This is a genomic window from Acinetobacter sp. MYb10, from assembly GCF_002980175.2.
Lineage (GTDB): Bacteria > Pseudomonadota > Gammaproteobacteria > Pseudomonadales > Moraxellaceae > Acinetobacter > Acinetobacter guillouiae.
In genome coordinates, this window is sequence record NZ_CP058272.1 from 2,550,228 (window position 1) to 2,568,560 (window position 18,333).

Consider the following 18,333-nt stretch of genomic DNA (forward strand, 5'->3'; position numbering starts at 1 on the left):
CAAATTTTCTGTTTGAAATTTCGAATTCTGTGGCAAATTATTTTTTCAATAAAAAATCTAAAAATAGTAGGAATATTAGATGGATCTATCTAAAAAAATGATTGGGATCATCATTGGTAGTCTCTTGATCATTCTTATAGCCGTAATTTTTTGGCTAAAACCCAATACAGAATCGACTGAAACACCACCAGCTTCAGGAAAAGCACATGAACAGCAGATGGGGCAATTGGCTTCAGCTCAACTTCCTGCATCTGAAGCACTGAGCTTTGCCAGCAAAAGCCAACAAGACACGCAAATTAATTGCCAAATCCGTGCTGATGCCTCCAATCGATTGATTGTCAATGAACAGACCAAAGATTGCTTTGAATATTTCATCACCCAATATGGTGAAAAAAGCATTGAGCAAATCAAAGCAGATTTTCTCAGCTATACCAAAATCAGCTATAAAGAGCCTGTGCTATCACAGTTAAATGATCTCTGGGCACGCTATATCGATTACAGAAGCAAATTAGGTGATTTACAAGCACCTACCGCAGATAAAGAGAGTGCAAAGTATTATCAACAGATTTTAGTCAATACTAAAAATTTAAGAAAAAAATTCTTCTCAGATTATGAAATTCAAGGCTTATTTGGCACACAAGATACCTATGATCAATATACGGTAGACCGCCTAGAAATTATGGATAATCAAAAATTATCTGCTGCTGAAAAAGCACAAAAACTCAAAGAGCTTTTCGAGCAACTCCCCGAAGACTGGAAAGAGAATTTACAACAACTCAATCAACTTGAAGACTTAAGAAAGCTGACAGCAGAGATCAAGGCGCGTGGTGGTTCTGCACAAGAGATCCGTCAAATGCGCACCAATTTAGTGGGACCAGAAGCGACACAACGCTTAGAAACGCTTGATGTACAAAGAAATGATTGGAAAGGCAAAGTTAATCAATACCTTGCTGAACGTGACACTATCCTCAAAAGTAATCTGAGTGATTCAGCCAAACAGCGTGCTGTAGAACAATTGAAATCACAACAATTTGCAAATCAACAAGAGCAACTCAGATTACAAACTTTTGAAACTGTGCATGATCAAGGAGGAAAATTACCCTTTGCAAATTAGCCATGAAATACATAGCCCATCGCTAAAATGATGAAAAAAGCGAAAACAAAAATATTTAGATTATGCATTTATAGCACGTTTTATGGCTTGAGTTTGCAAGCCAGACTCAAGGATCTCTGTACATTTATAACTCAGGGATACCTACAAGTCTGCGGATACAAAGTGGAAAATAATATTTACAACACCCTATAAGGAGGACGCACACAAACTAAAAACTTGCTCGGGATTGACACGATTTTAATGCAACTTGCACCTTTGGTTTAGAGCAATAACGATAATGATGGTATGCCAATCGCTTGAGATCATAAGGGTTGAAAGCAACTTTTAGCTTACAACACAGACTTCGTGTCAATCAACAATTCACTTAAAAACAACAAGAGTATTTTAATATGAAATTTAAAATCAATATTTTCGCCCTGAGTTTAATCATTGGATTAAGTTCGATGGCTGCATCTGCATCTGGCTTACAAACTGTAAATCCACGTTATGTCAGTTCAAACTATGCAAAAACCAAATATCCAATTGTATTTAATCATGGGATGTTCGGTTTCACACGTCTGGGGACTTCCTCCTTTGGCATAGATTATTTCTACCAGATCCTCCCTGATTTAGCTCGCAATGGCGCAAAAGTTTATGCGACACAAGTCTCCCCATTGGAGTCGACACAGGTTCGAGGTGAACAACTCTTACAGCAAGTCGATGAAGTCATCGCACTGACTGGCTCACCCAAAGTCAATCTGATTGGGCATAGTCATGGTGGCCCAACGATTCGCTATATTGAAATCGTTGCACCCACAAAAGTTGCTTCTTTAACTGCTGTTGCAGGGGCAATTAAAGGTTCTAAGATTGCGGATGATATTTTAAGTAATCGAGGTGCAAATACGCTGCTGACTATTTTTAGTCAACATATCTTAGCACCAGTGATTACGCTTCTCGAAGGTAATCCATCCCTCCCCCTCAGCCTAAATAACTCTTTACAAAGTGTGAGTGAAAAAGGGGCTGCTGAATTTAATGCAAAATATCCAAGTGCTGCGATTCCCAAAGACTGTGGCAATGGTCAAAAAGTAACAGCCAATGGTGTTTATCATTATTCTTGGACGGGTAAAGCCCAATTCACCAACATTTTTGATGTTATGGATGGCGTCATTTCCACACTCGCACCTTTATCTTATAAAAATTTAGATAATGATGGCTTGATGAATCGTTGCAATACCCATTATGGGCAAGTGATTCGAGACAATTATCGTCAAACGCACTTGGATGAAATCAATCATGTTTTAGGGCTACGTGGAATATTTTTTGCACCAAACCCACTTGCTCAATATCGTCAGCATGCCAATCGTCTGAAATTACAAGGCTTGTAAATATTGCCGATGAGAGGCGATAAAATGTACTGTTCATTCAGTATATTTTATAGTTGAATAGTAAATGATTCTGGATTCAAATTTTGTACTAAACATTGTATTGAATTTCGAATTCCAGAATCTGATTTGATATAAGATTTAAAAAAACAAAGAAGTTAAAAGTTTGTGTTCCTGCAAACATGATCAGAATCGAGGCTTTACACTCAATACATTTAAAATTGAGGTATGTAAATCGCCCAATAATAAAATAGATGGAGTTTTAACATGAAATATGGACGTATTATCGCGAGTCTACTGCTGGCGAGTACATTATCAACCGCATATGCATCTAACAATGCGCAAAAAGTGACTGTCAGTAAAGTAAACTCGGACTATGCAAAAACCAAATATCCTGTGGTATTTGTGCATGGTATGGCTGGATTTATTCGTGCTGGCGATGTTTTAGGACTAGACTACTGGTATCAAATTTTACCTGATTTGGCTCGCAACGGCGCCAATACATGGGCCACGCGAGTATCACCCTTTAATTCTACTGAAGTCCGTGGTGAGCAATTGGCTCAGCAAGTCGAAGAAATTCTGGCAATTACCGGCAGTCAAAAAGTCAATCTGATCGGTCATTCGCATGGTGGTCCTACCAGCCGCTATGTCGCAGGCATTATGCCTACCCAAGTTGCATCTGTAACTGCTGTTGGTTCACCACAAAAAGGCAGCCCTGTTGCAAATGTTATCTTAAGTATAGAAGGCACGCCGCTTCAAGGCTCATTGGTGAGTGTGGTCAATTTATTTTCAAAAGCAATTGTCTGGGCGCAAGGTCTTAACCCGAAAGAACTTCCCCATGATGCGTTAGCAGGTGGGAAAAGCCTTACCATTGAAGGTTCTGCGCTATTTAACAGTAAATTCCCGATGGGCGTTGGCACCACAGCTTGTGGTGAAGGGGCTTATCAAGAAAAAGGGATTCAATTCTATTCATTTACGGGCAATACAGCCGTCACAAATCTTCTCGACTTGGATTCGGCCCTACTTGGCACAAGTTTATTAATTAATGCTGGTCGTGATAATGATGGTTTAGTTCCACGGTGTAGTGCCAAATTTGGCAAAACGATTCGTGATGATTATCGTTGGAATCACTTAGATGAGGTCAATCAAATTTTAGGATTGCGTGCAATTTTTTCACCAGATCCAGTACAAGTCTATCGTGAACATACCAATCGCCTGAAACTACAAGGGCTTTAACTGTAGCAAGAAACAAAAAATGCGCCAAATGGCGCATTTTTTAGCTGTAAAGCAAAGTTAAAATTAACCTTGTTTACGCGCTGGTAATTTTTCACGAATACGCGCTGCTTTACCAGACAATTCACGTAGGTAATAAAGCTTAGCACGACGAACGTCACCACGACGTTTCACTTCGATTTTAGCAACGATTGGAGAGTGAGTTTGGAATACACGCTCAACACCAACACCGCTAGAAATTTTACGTACTGTGAACGCAGAGTTCAAGCCACGGTTTTTCTTCGCAATAACTACGCCTTCAAAAGCCTGAAGACGCTCACGATCACCTTCTTTTACTTTTACTTGAACGATAACTGTGTCACCAGGAGCAAAAGTTGGGAGGTCAGTTTTTAACTGTTGGTTTTCAATTGCTTGAACTAAAGGATGTTTACCACTCATTGTGGGAATCTCCGTTTTGCGGGACAGAAGAGGTCTGCACAACCGCTGGGGATAGAGGCTAAATCGCGTATCAACCCGTTTATCTTTCCCTTTATTGCTGATGTTATTCAGATCAATAAAGAGCCTAATATAAGTACTTAATCATAAGTATTTTCTTGAAGCCGACTTCTTATGGAACTTACATTCCGCAGGACAACAATGATGAATGTTGTATCCCTGATAAGAAGCACAGCTTCTGACGTGCGTTGAAACAAACATAATCAATGCTTGCCTACCCTCGCTCATCTTTTAGCCATTTTTTTTGCTGCTTGGTCAACTCAACTTTTTCCACCAACTCAGGTCGGCGTTCTAAAGTGCGTTGATAGCGTTGCAAAAACCGCCATTTTTCAATATTGGCATGGTGCCCTGACTTAAGTACTTCAGGAACATCCAAACCTTCAAAATGATCTGGCTTGGTATATTGTGGGCAATCTAAAAGACCATCCACAAACGAGTCTTGCACTGCTGATTGTTCATCTGACATGGTATTCGGCAAACGTCGAATAATACTGTCCAATAAAACCATCGCAGGGAGCTCACCACCTGATAATACGTAATCTCCTATTGACCATTCCTGATCAATATATTTTTGGATCAAACGCTCATCAACACCTTCATAACGTCCACACAGCACAATTAATCCGTCATATTCAACAAATTGTTGCACTGCTGGTTCATTTAAGGTCTGCCCTTGTGGTGACATATACACTACAGGAACCTGAACTGCACCTGCTTGCTTTGCAAGCTCTTTGGCGTGGTGGATTGCTTTTGCCAAAGGCTCAGCCATCATCACCATACCTGGGCCACCACCAAATGGACGTTCATCCACTCGTTTGTAGTTACCCTCAGCAAATTCTCGCGGATTGATACAATGAACTTGTACAATGTCACGCTTTGCCGCTCGCCCGCTAATTCCGTACGCTGTAATCGCTTCAAACATTTCAGGAAAAAGCGTAATGACTGCAAAAAACATCGCAGACTCCTCTATTTTCCTGCTGCGCCAATCCTTATCGGATTAGAAATCTACGCCCCAATTGACATAGATACGACCAGCTTCGAGATCAACGCGTTGTACCACATCTTTATGCCATGGAATCATTCGCTCTTCGCCATCGATGCTATCTGCTGTTGCACGAACAACCATGACATCATTGGCGCCAGTTTCAAACAATTCGTGGATTTGACCAAGATTTACTTCCTGTTCTTCTTCATTCAGACCTAATACGGTTAGACCTTTTAAATCAGACCAGTAATACTCGTCCACGCCTGCTTGAGGCAGTTGCGATTTTGAAATCCAAACATTCGCGCCAACTAAGCTGTCTGCTGCAGTGCGATCACTCACACTTTTCAACGAAACAACCAAGCCTTTACCATGTGGTTTCCAACGTTTTACGTCTACAATTTGCCAACCTGCTTTGGTCTCAATGTACCAAGGGAGGTAGTCAAATATGTTGCTCATAGGTTCTGTATTGGAATAGACCCAGAGCCACCCATTTAATCCATATGCTGAACGTAGCTGTCCAATCTGAATACGATCTTCGGGCACATTCTGTGCTGGTGTCATGGGCTTACTGCCTAATTAAAGGTTTAATTATGCAGTAGCTGCAGCTTTCTTAGCTTGAGCAGCTAAAGAAGCAACACGTTCAGACGGTTGAGCGCCTTGAGCAACCCAGTGAGCAAAACGATCAGCATCTAAACGAAGTTTTTCTGCTTTACCTTGAGCTGTAGGGTTAAAGAAACCAATACGTTCGATGAAACGACCGTCACGCGCATTGCGGCTATCAGTTACGATTACTTGATAGAACGGACGTTTTTTAGCACCACCGCGTGCTAGACGAATTACAACCATGATAGAACCTTATAGTTTTTACGGATTATCCTTGTACCGACCATCGATACATTTCAAACCCCTTTCATAGAGGGCAATATTTTACGTTATCTTTGTCATGAAAGAAAGATCAAATTTTATTTATCCACAATTTTGAATTTAATTTTTATTTGCCGTCCCAGTTTGTGGTTGCTGAAGGGGTGCAAGTGGTACTTTTGGTCCAGCATTTTTGGCCTTGGTTATTTAGAACTATCGAACCATTTCCAGTTTGATTTGTATTTACAACAGGAGTTGCCGTTAATGTCCATGTACCTGCAGAAACATCTGCTAATGTTAATTTATATAGTTGCTTACCACTTGAGGGGTATTGTTCAACAATGCCCAATGTCGCTAAATCAACGGGATTACCGTCTTCTTTCTTCAAAAAAGTTGAGTTTAATGTTCTATATTTTTGTAATAAACCACCGATTCTAACCATTTCAGACTGCATATCAACACGATTTGCTTTTATTAAATAGTCTGTATAAATTGGATATGCGATTCTTGCTAACACCCCTAAAATTGCAACTACAATAAGGAGTTCAATCAAGCTAAAACCTTGTTCTTTTACCATGGTTGGCTTCCTGTCTTTGTCCCATCATTCCAAGGTTCACATTTAAAATTCACATCACTCGCTAAACGTGATTTACATTGCAACCCATTACTACTCATTAGAAAATAATTATTTTTAGCACTATAATTACGATTATTTGTATCTGTAGGTGGTGCTACTGAAATATACCAACCTATTCCTTGTACATCATCTGTTAAACTTTTTGAACTATCTTCCAAGTCTGAAATTTTCAGTGTATAGCCATCAGGTAACTCGGTAGCAGTCCCAGAGAAATTTCTATAATTAAAATTTCTAGATTTATATCTTTCTAATTGCTCAGAAAGTTTTAAGATTTCTTGTTGAACTTTTTTCTCGGTATTGGATTGAATCACATCCTTATAGCTTGGTATGGCTATAGCTGCCATTATTGCAATAATAATGACAACTATAATTAACTCAATAAGGGTAAATCCTTGTATTTTTTTCATGGATTCTTCCTTAACGTTCATACCAGCGCTGTGAAATAAACTTGGTTTTACTTGTATAATTTGTTAAAGGTTCAGTTGTAGGGAAATTTAAAACTAAACCACGACTCTTATCTTTACCACCAAAACTAATACCGATATTCCCTTTACCTAATGCAATTTCATTTGGGCGATTTTTGACAACTATTGTATTACCACTCAGCATAGTGCATTGCCCATAAGGTAAACAGAATTGATTTGCCTTACTTTCACCTCGAACACCACCATAACAATCAACGTCATCAATATCTATATTTGCGTTAAATATACTGACATATAAATCACTATCAATCGCAATATTATCATTGAGTACACGTTTTTTAGAGCCTAACGGATAGTACCACCCCCCCAAACTTAGACTTGTCGCTGTATTACCATCAGTATTTTTAACCAATTGTTTACTGCCGGTGGTCATTGAATTGATATCAACCGAATTTAACTCACTGTACTTTAATACGGATAAATTCCGGCGAGTTACATCTTTATCATAGATGACATATAGCGCATCATTTTTATTAGCTTCTGACATTGGTGAACTCAAGTTACCAGAACCTATTGTTAATACCGCAAATAAACTTCCACCATTATTATGGATGGTAAATGTAGGTGTAGAATAAAATCTTGGTACATCAGACGCATTAGACTGATTTAAAATTCGAGTGATACGTTTCGCTAAATTAACGGTATTTCCTGCTTGTTTTGAGCTGTCCAAATCAACACGCCATAGCTGTCCACCTAAATCACCAAAATATAGATGATCTACTAGACCATCAGTATTACGATCAACTGCTTTTATCTGACTCACGACACTGCGTTTCATGTTACTAACGTTAGTCTCAGTCACCTTGTCTGCTGTAGCATTCGCGCCTGCCCACCATAAGACTGAACCAGTTTCAGCATCAAAAATGTACACTCCCGCACCTTTATCAATACTGCTTGATGTTGGTGTTCCTATATTTTCATAAATTGGATCATAGCCACCACCAACAATCATCACCAACTTACGTGAACCTTGCCAGTTTATCCAAGCTAGAGTAGGTTTAGACCAGCTTTGCCCCATATAACTCATTGGCGAATATGCAGTAGCATCATCCGGACTTATTCTAAATTTGATTTTTGGCTTTCCGCTTGTAGCCGTAACATCAGATAAATCTAGAGCATAATAACTTCGCCCCCCCATGCGTAAACCACCATATAACCATTGCTTACCACCACTCACAGTTACAACAGGTTCTGTCGCATTGGTACCAGACTTCGTCACATATTCAGTATACGCTGTCCAAGGACCATCAACCCCATACTCCAAGTTTCTTCCTTGATTTTCTTGATTTAAAAAACCTTTGCTTTGTTTCTCAATCATTTCATTAGGAGCAAATGTAAATACTTCTTTACCAGCATTACTATCTGTCGCACTATCGCCAGCACGAATGACATGCAATAATCCCTGAGTTGTTCCAAAAACAATTAAGTCATCACGATCTTTATAACTTAAATCACCTGTTTTAGCATCAAACTGTGTTGTTCCTTTTTGTGTAATTAATAAAGGCTTTGAATGCATCACAGCACCCATCTGCCTAAGTGTTGCGTTAGATTGTGTTAAAAAATTAACAAATGCTGTATTCGCAGAATCATTATTACTTGTTGTTAGGTTTGATGCCATTGCTGAGGTTACATTATAGCCAAACAATGCCGCGAGATAACCTCGCTTTGTATCTAGACTAAAATTATTCGCAGGATTATTGGCTTTTAAATCAGCACTACTCACTTGTAATAACGCTTTATCACTACCTATACTTGAAGCGACGCCAGCGTCACTTACTTTTCGATCTGTATAAATAACCCGTTCACTATTATTCACATTACCAAGTTTAAATTGACTTAAGGCACCACCAACCTTTACTTCAAGCTCTTTTTCAATATCAACATTATTTTCTTGAATGATTTTGGTAATCGTCTTTTTAATAGAAGTATCTGCCCAATAATCATTTGGATCATCAACACTAATACCTTTCGCGGCATCAAATATAATTTTATTATCGCGATCCTTAATTATATTATCCACAACTTGATACTTCTTAAGATTACCTACCCATGTTGTTACTTGAGCATCTGGTGCAGGATCAAATTGCGGGAAATACCCCCAAGGTTGGATGTTTTGTGTATCTAAATTATCTACAGGAATTGTAATTGAACCAGTAGTGACAGGTGGAATATACTTCTGAAGTTTCTTAAGAAAGGCATTGACACTTGCAACCACATCAGAATCATTACTACCAGAATACCATCCCCCCTCTCCAAGTGTTCCCCATTTTTGAGCATCTTGTACATCACTACCTGTACCACTATTAAAGTCTGAACCAAAGCCTACAACTGCAGTTTTTATTCTTACCCCAGCAGGGTTTAAATTAGGATCCAATAGTGCTTTCGTATATGCTCCGATACAGTCCCAACCATTTGGTCTACTCATTGTACCGTTAGTACTATAATTATTTAATAAACCTAATGTACTTGAATTACTACACGAAAAGGACCCTTTTTTTGACCCCAGAGTATTTTCCATGAAAGTCTGTAATGTACTTTTATTTTTATTATAATAATATTGAGGTTGACCATCCGTTAGGAAGTAAATTCCTTGAGTATTACATTGCTTTGTTTTTGTTACAGATGAAGGAGCTATATAGTTATTTCCATTCTGAATAGCTGTTAAACCATTGGAGTTACTAAACCCGCTACCAGTTAACCCTTTTGTAGACTGGCCCATCATATAAGCAGCAACTTCTGCAAATGCATATCCAGTGGGAGTACTATCATCTGCATTTAATAAATTTACTGCTCGTAACATCCTCTTACGATGAGTATCTTCTGCAGTACCTGTATAAACTTTATACTCGACTAAAGAAACTGTACCACTTTTTTTTCCGTTATAACGAGTATAAACCAAATTTTGATAATAACGAGTTGTCCAACAATAACTCCCATACCATTCAATACATTCACTTGTTGTTGCAGGATAAGTTGAATTGTTCTGAAGCAGAGTTCCATTACCATCATTAGTTGCCGTCCATGAATATGCGTAGTTAGTGCTTGTTGTATTAGAAGTAACTGTACCAAAATCAGTAGCTCGCTTTGTTGTAGAAACCCAACTATTATCTTTACAGGTATTGTCAGAATTCCATTCTATACACTCTTCAAATTGTTTAGCACCATTATCCTGTAGATTCGACGTAGAAATATTACCATCACTATACGAATATTGAGTTGTACTTAATGTTGACCAACCTCCCCATGTTCTATCTCTATATTCCCCTTTTACGGTAATTTTTGTGTAAGCTTGCTCAGCATTTCCTATTTTTGGCTGAATTTCCCTAAATACTTGTGCATTTGGAATATACGTTTTATCTCCTAAAGCACGAGCCTCTAACTTAATACGTCCATTAGATCCGGCAAATTCAGAGAGACCAACAACCAATTTATCAGGTAAAGCATCTGTATTAGCATCCCCTTGCAGGAGCTTTATCATCCCATTCTTTAAACTTTGAATTCTGTTTTCTCTATAGTTATTATTATTAGGGTTCATACTTCCAGATACATCAAGCATAAACATAATTGTTGTTTCAGAGGTTTGAGGTGCTTTATAGAGTTCCGTATCACTTGCATAGCTCGGTAAAGCAGAACAAACTAAGGATGTGATAAAAGCTGTTTGTATCGCAACAACTATTTTTTTATATTTAGTTTCCATGAGATATCCCCTTTACCTTAACTCTTAGTCGCATAACTAATCACAGCATAATCCATGACTTGTTGACTATATGGCACACCCAAATCAGAAAAACATTCTGCAACTGTTTTTTGTTCTGCGTACTTTGCAGACTTGTCATTCAAATGTGTCTTAAAACAATCATTAATTTGGCTTGAAAAACTAGACCATCCAGAACCACTACCACTAGCTGCACCTGGGATAATCGTAGTCACAATAATTTGAACAGGTTGTACCTGATCAAGTTGAACAGTAGAGGTATCTGTACCAGTTGGGAAATATTTAAATGGTACGTCCGTATTACTACTACTTTTTTTCACAGCAATCTGAGAAATCATAATATCTCGTCCACTGCTATAATCATTTTTTGTATATTGACAATAACCTGCAACGCCCAACTCGCTGTTATTTACATCTGTAGCACTGACAGGGTAAATAACACTTGCCTGTTGAATAGAAAATAATTTGGCTTGGGTTTTAGGTCTATAGCAGAAAACAAGCTCTTTATTTAAAAAACTATCTGACTTCACAATCCCAAATAAGCCTAATGAACTTAAATTTTTCTGTAAAGTTGCTGAATCCTTATTATCTTTCTCAAGTGCAAAGAACACAGCATCTGCGGTCTGCTGATTCAAACTTTGAATCTGACTATTCGTCGCAATGCTTAACCCTGTTAAACTCTGTTTCACCGCCAAAGTACCAATTAAAACCATTAAAATAAGTACAAATAGTACAGCGATAATCGTGACACCTCTTTGATGGACTCTCATTTATAAATCCTCCATGAGGCCATAGCCATTTCGTAATGCGACTGTCTGACTGATTACATCTCGAATGTATTTAGGATCTGTATCTGATGTACCTAGCGACACGACTTGATCCAAAATAGTAAAACTACTCGGTAATTTATCTTTTTCCGAAATAGAATCATAACCACGCACTAGAGCACCCAACTGAATCGACATAATTCGAGGTCTAGCAGCCCCAGCCTTAGTCAGTGAGTTTGTTGCTCCCATATACTGGTCAATCGTTATATAGCTAAATTCATCTGTATTATTTTGCTTAATCCCAAGTAATACATGAAAATAATCAACACGACGCATAATGATTTGGCTACGCTCACCCAAACCTGAAATATTTGTAGGTAAAGCATCCGTTTCTACTAACGTTTTATAACGACCAGCGTCACAAACTAAAGCCAAATTCCCTGCGGAGCCATCTTGTCGTAAAAAATATCGTTGTACAATAAATGTGCCTTTGTCTATATCGTCTTGTGAAATTGAATTACCCTCACAGTCGAAGCCATTTGGATCAAAGGCTTTATACTGAATGACCAATTGATCACTTTTTATATTTACATTTGACAATCCTACTTTAGCTTGGGTGAAATTCGTTAAATTTGCTGAATCACCAGAAATAAAATATGGAATATTTGCCGTTGCAACTTTCTTCTCATCCTCAGTTAAACCTGTGTAACTTTTTATTGTTGTAAATACGATTCCACTGTATTGATTACGATCATTAACAACCGCTAAATCTGCATCTAAATTAGCGAGTTTTATATCTTTTAGGATATAGTTTAAACCAAAATTTCCATTATCTTGTAATTCTGCTAAGTTCTTCTGAAGCCCATAATTAATACTGCCTGTCAAAAATAACTGCATAGCTGCTGCCATGATCAATAGCCCAATAACTAATGCCAACATTAACTCTACAAGCGTCATACCTTTTGAATAATTCATTAGTAGGCCTCCAAAATGACACATTTAGAGTCTTTATTATAAGAACCATCTTTAGTGCAACTATTTGTCGAACCACCATTAGAAGGATCCGTTTCATCCCAAGCTACAAACACACAATAGCGACTTCTGGTCATATTCCCTGGACAATCACTAATGGCTGCTTTCATTCCATTCAAAAATGCTTTATATAAAATTTGATTTACATCTTCTTCTGCAAATTTCTGGCTAGAACACTTTGTTGTATTACTACATTTTGCCGAATAGCTAGTCGCATAAGTTCTCCCTGCAAAAGCATTTGCGTATGCATCAATCACTTGGTCTACATTATCTACTTTAATTGTTATATTTTTGGATAAGCCTTGGTTATTTGCCCGCATCCGCTCAGATAGATCACGAGCCAAACTCATCGCTTGAATGCGTTTAGACGCATCAAGAGAAGCTTCCATAGCTCTCATTTGCAACATCGCAAAACCTAACACCCCAATTGATAACAATATGAGTGCTACAATGACTTCCATCATACCTATTCCCTTTTGGGAAGATACTGCTTTCATCATGAGGTACAATCCCCGTCAAAATTAGATTTATTCGTTGTTGTAACTTTGCCAAAATTTGTTAAATATACGTATTTACTATAGGGATTACTCGAAACTTGTATTTCTAAATTTTGAGGAAAATCCTCTACATTTCCTTGTGGCAAAAATACAATTTTAGTGAGTGTTGGAATCGTTGAACTATAACCCCATGTCTTTTTCCCAGCATTATCGGTATTACAGACACCTGTTTTAAAACTTAAACTTTGCCCTGAAGGTATATTCCAATATTTACTTTGAGCAGAATCTTTTCCAGCTGAGTTAAGATTAACTGTAACTTTTTTTCGGAATACAGCGGCATCAGACCTCGCTTGAGTCAATATTTTTTCTAAATCAACAGAAGTTCTCTCAAGCTTTCTTCTTATCGTTAAATCTTGAATTTTTGGCGCAGCAATTATAGCAACAATCGAGATAATGATTAGAGTGACTATTAATTCAACTAAGGTGAATCCTCTATTATTTTGCATTGTTACTCCCCTTGCAACAAAAACCTTACCCTATTAAAAATCATAACTTAAATACTTACAAAACCAATACAAGTTGGATAAAAGGCATAAAAAAGCAGATAACTGAAATCTCAGCTATCTGCTTAAAAAATAAAGTTTAAATTTAAGCTTGGGTTACATGAATCCGTAGCTCTTTTGGCAGGCTAAATGTGATGTTTTCCTCACGACCATTTAACTCTTGTGGTGCTGTCGCGCCCCAGTCCTGTAAGCGTTGAATTACTTGTTTAATTAAAATCTCAGGTGCAGATGCCCCTGCTGTAACGCCGATCTTATGATTTGGGTTAAACCACTCCTGTTTTAACTCATCTGCGTTATCAATCAGATAGGCATGTTTCCCCATGCGTTCAGCCAACTCACGTAAACGATTTGAATTCGACGAGTTTGGAGAGCCAACCACCAACACCACATCACATTGTGTTGCTAAATCTCGCACAGCATCTTGGCGGTTTTGCGTGGCATAGCAAATATCATCTTTACGAGGCCCTTGAATTTGAGGGAATTTATTTCGCAAAGCATCAATTACTTTGGCCGTATCATCTATAGATAAGGTTGTTTGGGTCACAAATGCTATTTTTTCAGGATGATGTACTGTTAATGAAGCGACATCTTCTTCATCTTCAACCAGATAAATTTCACCACCATTCTTTTTGTCATATTGCCCCATGGTCCCTTCAACTTCCGGGTGACCTTCATGGCCAATCAAAATTGCTTCGGTGCCTTCACGTGCATATTTCGTCACTTCAATATGTACTTTGGTGACCAATGGGCAGGTTGCATCAAATACTTTTAAACCACGACGTTCTGCTTCTTGTTGAACCGCCTTTGATACACCATGTGCGCTAAAAATAACAATATTATCGTCAGGCACTTCATCTAATTCATCCACAAAAATTGCGCCACGCTGACGTAAATCGTCAACCACAAATTTGTTATGAACCACTTCATGACGAACATAAATAGGTGGATTAAAACATTCAAGCGCACGATTGACGATGGCAATTGCACGATCTACACCTGCACAAAATCCACGCGGATTAGCCAATACAATTTCCATAAAACCCTCAATGCTCACTTCAATGGTGGATATATTTTATCGATTAAACACAAACAATGTGTAAAAACAGTTTTGTTTGTCTTCGCTCTACTCTAAAATAGAGAAGATATTTTATCATATCAGGAAAAATATCATGTCGGGTCTATTGTTTGTCGTTTCTGCGGCATCAGGAACAGGCAAAACATCTCTCGTTAAAGCGCTACTTGAGCGTGTGAGCAATTTACACGTTTCTGTTTCACATACGACTCGTGGTCAGCGACCTGGCGAACTCGACGGTGTTCATTATCACTTTACCTCTAAAGAAAACTTTCTTGATCAAGTCAATCAAGGTGGTTTTATTGAGTATGCAGAAGTTTTTGGTAATTATTATGGTACTGCGCAAGCAACTGTAAAAGACCAATTGGCAAAAGGCCATGATGTGCTACTTGAGATCGATTGGCAAGGTGCTGAGCAAGTTCGTAAACTTTTTCCTGAATCTAAACAAATTTTCATTCTTCCTCCAACGCAGTTTGATTTACGTCAACGTCTCTCAAATCGTGGCACAGACTCTGTTGAAGTTATTGAACATCGCTTAAGTTGTGCAGTGGAAGACATGCAACAATATGTCAACTTTGAATACATCATCATCAATGATGATTTCAATAAAGCGTTACATGATTTGGAATCTGTTATTAATGCCAATCGCTTAAAAATAGATCAACAGGCAAATCGTCATCAGGCTTTAATTACCAAACTGATTACACCACAATCTTAGATCTAAATACTTATGATCTAAATGCTTTCTAAATAAGCTTCGATTAAAACTTGAGTCTATGATGAAAGCATTTTATACTGCACAGTCTATTTAAAAAATTTGTATTCAAACGAGAATTCTTATGGCACGCGTAACCGTTGAAGATTGTTTAGACCATGTGGACAACCGCTTTGAGCTTGTACTAGTGGCAAGCAAACGCGCGCGTCAATTGGCACGTCAAGGCATTGAACCGACTGTTGAGTGGGACAATGATAAGCCGACTGTTGTTGCATTACGTGAAATTGCGATTGGTCATGTGACTAAAGATATCTTGAAGCAACGTGATCAAGATTACCAAACGTCTAGTCTTGACCTTGCTTTATCAGCAAACAATCTTAATCTTGAAGGTTTTTCTTTCCAATAAGCTGAGCCTTTGTAAAAAGCCTAGTTTTTCAACTAGGCTTTTTTATTTCAATTATTTTGCAAAAAGTTTTACCAATCAATCGACAAAATTCAAAATATTTGTTAAAAAAAATAGATATATTTGATGTCTAGAAATTGACAAGCGGCTCAATATGCTTTTCATTAAAGCATTAGGAAAAATATTTCAAATTTGTAATTTAAGATAGGTGTTCTATGCCAGGCCAACAGGTCAGCCAATCCAAGCAACAGTTGAATGTAATTATCGACGCGTACTTAAAACCAAGTGATGTCGAGCGAGTACTTGTGGCTTGTGATTATGCTGATATTGCGCATGATGGTATTACACGTAAAAGTGGTGAACCCTATATTTTACACCCGATTGCGGTGAGTTGTATCTTGGCACATATGCGTATGGATGCCGAAACGCTCATGGCAGCCTTATTGCACGATGTGATTGAAGATACAGACTTTACCAAAGAAGATATCACTGAAAAATTTGGTAAAACCGTGGCTGAATTGGTCGATGGGGTCACCAAACTGAGTCATTCCAGCGATAAAGAATATAATAAAGCTGCGTCTTTCCGTAAAATTCTTCAAGCTACCCTACAAGACCCCCGTGTCATTATTATCAAACTCGCCGATCGTTATCATAATATGACGACTCTAGGTGCTTTACGGCCAGATAAACGTGCACGCATCGCACAAGAAACTTTTGATATCTTTGTTCCTATGGCACGGCTTGTCGGTATGAACGAGATGGCGGATAACTTAGAACATCTGTGCTATCAAAACCTAGATCTCGATATGTACAATGATGTACAAGAAAATTTACTCAAAACCAAACCTGAGCGCTGTAAATATCAATCGGTTTGGGAACAAAACTTAGCTGAGTTGCTCAATAATTATAATATTCAAGGGCGCATCAAAAAGAAAAACAACAATATTGAACTCTTACGCCACTTTGTAAAAAATGAAATCGACTTACAAGAGCTCACCCATAGCCATGCTTTTGAAATTGTTTTACAAAGCATCGCGGATTGTGATCGCTTGGTGGATGCCTTACGTGAAAATTTCCAAGTCATCGACTATGAAGACCATATCCGTCGCCCATTACCAGGCGGAAATCAGTCTTTAATGATCAAACTCAAAGGTGAACGTACCACGTTGTCCTTAACCATTCAAACCGAGTTGATGCGTAAAGCTGCGCGCTTTGGTGTGGTCCTCGGTGAAAATGCGCCACAAGCTTGTCGCTCTGCGATTCAAGCCTCCATGAAGAATTTAGATCTTCTTGTCGGTGGTGAATGTGCAAAAACCACATTTAGTGATCTACTTGATTATTTACATCAAGAAAAGATCTGGGTCTACACCCCACATGGACAGCTACATGAATTACCACAAGGTGCTACAGCCGTTGATTTTGCGTATTCTGCGAGTTTATTTTTAGGCAACCATGCGGTGGGTGCCAAAATTAATGGTGAAATTAAACCACTTTCAACTCCTTTGGTGAGTGGTCAGGTGGTTGAAGTCATTACCGATGTATTGGCAACACCAAACCCAGACTGGTTAAGCTTTATTAATACCCAAAAAGCGCGCCGTGCGATTCAAAATATCTTGCGAGATCAAGATCCAGATGAACAACGCCTAGTGGGGCAACAAGCGCTCAATCGTGCTTTAAAACTGTTTAATCGCTCGACCAAAGACTTATCTGAAGCGGATTGGAAAGATTTATTAGAATGGCGCCATGTACCCGATAAAGACACCTTATTTGAACAAATTGCAGTAGGTGATCTACTACCACAACTGGTCGCCAACCATTTATTTGCCCATTCTAAAGCCAATGAAGAACACGCTTCAAACCGCCTCATCCAAGGTACAGATGGTGTTGATGTAAAATATGCACACTGTTGTAACCCAGTCTTGGGAGATCCTATTCAAGGACATTTATCCCGTCGTGGTTTAATTGTGCATCGTGCACGCTGTCATAACTTATTGCACGAACAACATTTACATCCTGAAAATATCATGTCTTTACAGTGGACATCGGAAGAAGAAGACGATGTGAACTTTAATGCTTATTTGAGTATTGATCTTATTTTAACCGATGAACAAATTTCAGAATTGATTTACTTATGTCGTAAAGCAAAAACTGGGGTTGAATCAGTACGCTCTCATGAAGATAAAACCTATGTGAATATCGTGGTGAATAATCGCAAACAAATTGCGCAAATCATTCGTGAACTCCGTATGCAATTTGGTTTTCCTCGTATTAGTCGAATGTCTATGCCAGTTTCAATTAATGAGACGCTAAAAGCAAAAGCGTGCTAAATTAAGACCTGTAATGTTTATCGATAATCTTCGATGCACTTTGCATGCCATTCATGCTTTATGATGAAATG

Annotated in this window: 18 protein-coding genes; 6 read left to right on the forward strand and 12 right to left on the reverse strand. The window is 38.3% G+C overall.

The genetic code is table 11. From position 1 onward, the window contains the following. Positions 1 to 79 precede the first annotated feature (79 nt). From CQZ96_RS11875 to CQZ96_RS11885, 3 genes are all read left to right on the forward strand, one after another. Positions 80 to 1,114, forward strand: a complete 1,035-nt coding sequence (locus CQZ96_RS11875; RefSeq protein WP_105714032.1) for a lipase secretion chaperone — start codon at positions 80 to 82, stop codon at positions 1,112 to 1,114. Positions 1,115 to 1,503: 389 nt separating this feature from the next. Beyond that, positions 1,504 to 2,478, forward strand: coding sequence for an esterase/lipase family protein (locus tag CQZ96_RS11880; RefSeq protein WP_105714033.1), 975 nt, complete (start codon positions 1,504 to 1,506; stop codon positions 2,476 to 2,478). Positions 2,479 to 2,742: 264 nt separating this feature from the next. Further along, positions 2,743 to 3,711: a lipase family alpha/beta hydrolase gene (locus tag CQZ96_RS11885; protein ID WP_105714034.1), complete on the forward strand. Its 969-nt coding sequence runs from the start codon at positions 2,743 to 2,745 to the stop codon at positions 3,709 to 3,711. Between the two features lie 63 nt (positions 3,712 to 3,774). Here CQZ96_RS11885 and rplS read toward each other — a convergent pair whose 3' ends face one another. From rplS to ispH, 12 genes are all read right to left on the reverse strand, one after another. Beyond that, positions 3,775 to 4,146 (reverse strand): 50S ribosomal protein L19, encoded by a 372-nt coding sequence (gene rplS / locus CQZ96_RS11890; RefSeq protein WP_004718278.1) that lies wholly within the window; start codon positions 4,144 to 4,146, stop codon positions 3,775 to 3,777. A gap of 271 nt (positions 4,147 to 4,417) precedes the next feature. Then, a complete protein-coding gene (gene trmD, locus CQZ96_RS11895) occupies positions 4,418 to 5,158 on the reverse strand; it encodes a tRNA (guanosine(37)-N1)-methyltransferase TrmD (RefSeq protein WP_105714035.1) in 741 nt (246 codons plus the stop codon). A 42-nt stretch (positions 5,159 to 5,200) separates the two neighbouring features. Continuing rightward, the gene (rimM, locus tag CQZ96_RS11900) at positions 5,201 to 5,749 is read right to left on the reverse strand and encodes a ribosome maturation factor RimM (protein WP_105714036.1); all 549 of its coding nucleotides are present in this window, start codon (positions 5,747 to 5,749) and stop codon (positions 5,201 to 5,203) included. Between the two features lie 27 nt (positions 5,750 to 5,776). Then, positions 5,777 to 6,034 (reverse strand): 30S ribosomal protein S16, encoded by a 258-nt coding sequence (rpsP, locus tag CQZ96_RS11905; protein WP_004718284.1) that lies wholly within the window; start codon positions 6,032 to 6,034, stop codon positions 5,777 to 5,779. Positions 6,035 to 6,179: 145 nt separating this feature from the next. After that, the gene (locus CQZ96_RS11910; protein ID WP_004718285.1) at positions 6,180 to 6,626 is read right to left on the reverse strand and encodes a type IV pilin protein; all 447 of its coding nucleotides are present in this window, start codon (positions 6,624 to 6,626) and stop codon (positions 6,180 to 6,182) included. After that, positions 6,620 to 7,093 (reverse strand): prepilin-type N-terminal cleavage/methylation domain-containing protein, encoded by a 474-nt coding sequence (locus CQZ96_RS11915; protein WP_004718286.1) that lies wholly within the window; start codon positions 7,091 to 7,093, stop codon positions 6,620 to 6,622. The genes CQZ96_RS11910 and CQZ96_RS11915 overlap by 7 nt, the downstream gene beginning before the upstream one ends. Positions 7,094 to 7,103: 10 nt before the next feature. Further along, positions 7,104 to 10,868 carry a pilus assembly protein gene (locus CQZ96_RS11920; RefSeq protein WP_105714037.1) on the reverse strand — a complete coding sequence of 1,255 codons (3,765 nt, stop codon included), beginning with the start codon at positions 10,866 to 10,868 and terminating at the stop codon, positions 7,104 to 7,106. Between the two features lie 17 nt (positions 10,869 to 10,885). Next, positions 10,886 to 11,656 (reverse strand): pilus assembly PilX family protein, encoded by a 771-nt coding sequence (locus CQZ96_RS11925; RefSeq protein WP_004718290.1) that lies wholly within the window; start codon positions 11,654 to 11,656, stop codon positions 10,886 to 10,888. Further along, positions 11,657 to 12,628 carry a PilW family protein gene (locus CQZ96_RS11930; protein WP_004718292.1) on the reverse strand — a complete coding sequence of 324 codons (972 nt, stop codon included), beginning with the start codon at positions 12,626 to 12,628 and terminating at the stop codon, positions 11,657 to 11,659. It abuts the gene before it with no gap. Next, a complete protein-coding gene (pilV, locus tag CQZ96_RS11935) occupies positions 12,628 to 13,185 on the reverse strand; it encodes a type IV pilus modification protein PilV (protein WP_004718294.1) in 558 nt (185 codons plus the stop codon). The genes CQZ96_RS11930 and pilV overlap by 1 nt, the downstream gene beginning before the upstream one ends. Then, positions 13,182 to 13,688, reverse strand: coding sequence for a pilus assembly FimT family protein (locus CQZ96_RS11940; protein ID WP_004718296.1), 507 nt, complete (start codon positions 13,686 to 13,688; stop codon positions 13,182 to 13,184). Before CQZ96_RS11940 ends, pilV begins: the two co-directional genes overlap by 4 nt. A gap of 142 nt (positions 13,689 to 13,830) precedes the next feature. Continuing rightward, the gene (gene ispH, locus CQZ96_RS11945) at positions 13,831 to 14,781 is read right to left on the reverse strand and encodes a 4-hydroxy-3-methylbut-2-enyl diphosphate reductase (protein WP_004718298.1); all 951 of its coding nucleotides are present in this window, start codon (positions 14,779 to 14,781) and stop codon (positions 13,831 to 13,833) included. A 133-nt stretch (positions 14,782 to 14,914) separates the two neighbouring features. Here ispH and gmk point away from each other — a divergent pair, with 133 nt between their 5' ends. The 3 genes from gmk to CQZ96_RS11960 all read left to right on the forward strand — a co-directional run bounded on the left by gmk (position 14,915) and on the right by CQZ96_RS11960 (position 18,262). After that, complete coding sequence (gmk, locus tag CQZ96_RS11950; RefSeq protein ID WP_034617459.1) at positions 14,915 to 15,535, forward strand: guanylate kinase; 621 nt, start codon at positions 14,915 to 14,917, stop codon at positions 15,533 to 15,535. Positions 15,536 to 15,656: 121 nt separating this feature from the next. Continuing rightward, on the forward strand, positions 15,657 to 15,938 hold the full coding sequence (rpoZ, locus tag CQZ96_RS11955) for a DNA-directed RNA polymerase subunit omega (protein WP_004718302.1): 282 nt from the start codon (positions 15,657 to 15,659) through the stop codon (positions 15,936 to 15,938). 212 nt (positions 15,939 to 16,150) lie between these two features. After that, positions 16,151 to 18,262, forward strand: coding sequence for a RelA/SpoT family protein (locus CQZ96_RS11960; protein WP_105714038.1), 2,112 nt, complete (start codon positions 16,151 to 16,153; stop codon positions 18,260 to 18,262). Positions 18,263 to 18,333 lie beyond the last annotated feature (71 nt).

Coding starts and splice junctions, on each gene's coding strand:
- CQZ96_RS11875 (WP_105714032.1), top strand. CDS start 80: ATGGATCTATCTAAAAAAATGATTGGGATCATCATTGGTAGTCTCTTG.
- CQZ96_RS11880 (WP_105714033.1), top strand. CDS start 1,504: ATGAAATTTAAAATCAATATTTTCGCCCTGAGTTTAATCATTGGATTA.
- CQZ96_RS11885 (WP_105714034.1), top strand. CDS start 2,743: ATGAAATATGGACGTATTATCGCGAGTCTACTGCTGGCGAGTACATTA.
- rplS (WP_004718278.1), bottom strand. CDS start 4,146: ATGAGTGGTAAACATCCTTTAGTTCAAGCAATTGAAAACCAACAGTTA.
- trmD (WP_105714035.1), bottom strand. CDS start 5,158: ATGTTTTTTGCAGTCATTACGCTTTTTCCTGAAATGTTTGAAGCGATT.
- rimM (WP_105714036.1), bottom strand. CDS start 5,749: ATGACACCAGCACAGAATGTGCCCGAAGATCGTATTCAGATTGGACAG.
- rpsP (WP_004718284.1), bottom strand. CDS start 6,034: ATGGTTGTAATTCGTCTAGCACGCGGTGGTGCTAAAAAACGTCCGTTC.
- CQZ96_RS11910 (WP_004718285.1), bottom strand. CDS start 6,626: ATGGTAAAAGAACAAGGTTTTAGCTTGATTGAACTCCTTATTGTAGTT.
- CQZ96_RS11915 (WP_004718286.1), bottom strand. CDS start 7,093: ATGAAAAAAATACAAGGATTTACCCTTATTGAGTTAATTATAGTTGTC.
- CQZ96_RS11920 (WP_105714037.1), bottom strand. CDS start 10,868: ATGGAAACTAAATATAAAAAAATAGTTGTTGCGATACAAACAGCTTTT.
- CQZ96_RS11925 (WP_004718290.1), bottom strand. CDS start 11,656: ATGAGAGTCCATCAAAGAGGTGTCACGATTATCGCTGTACTATTTGTA.
- CQZ96_RS11930 (WP_004718292.1), bottom strand. CDS start 12,628: ATGAATTATTCAAAAGGTATGACGCTTGTAGAGTTAATGTTGGCATTA.
- pilV (WP_004718294.1), bottom strand. CDS start 13,185: ATGATGAAAGCAGTATCTTCCCAAAAGGGAATAGGTATGATGGAAGTC.
- CQZ96_RS11940 (WP_004718296.1), bottom strand. CDS start 13,688: ATGCAAAATAATAGAGGATTCACCTTAGTTGAATTAATAGTCACTCTA.
- ispH (WP_004718298.1), bottom strand. CDS start 14,781: ATGGAAATTGTATTGGCTAATCCGCGTGGATTTTGTGCAGGTGTAGAT.
- gmk (WP_034617459.1), top strand. CDS start 14,915: ATGTCGGGTCTATTGTTTGTCGTTTCTGCGGCATCAGGAACAGGCAAA.
- rpoZ (WP_004718302.1), top strand. CDS start 15,657: ATGGCACGCGTAACCGTTGAAGATTGTTTAGACCATGTGGACAACCGC.
- CQZ96_RS11960 (WP_105714038.1), top strand. CDS start 16,151: ATGCCAGGCCAACAGGTCAGCCAATCCAAGCAACAGTTGAATGTAATT.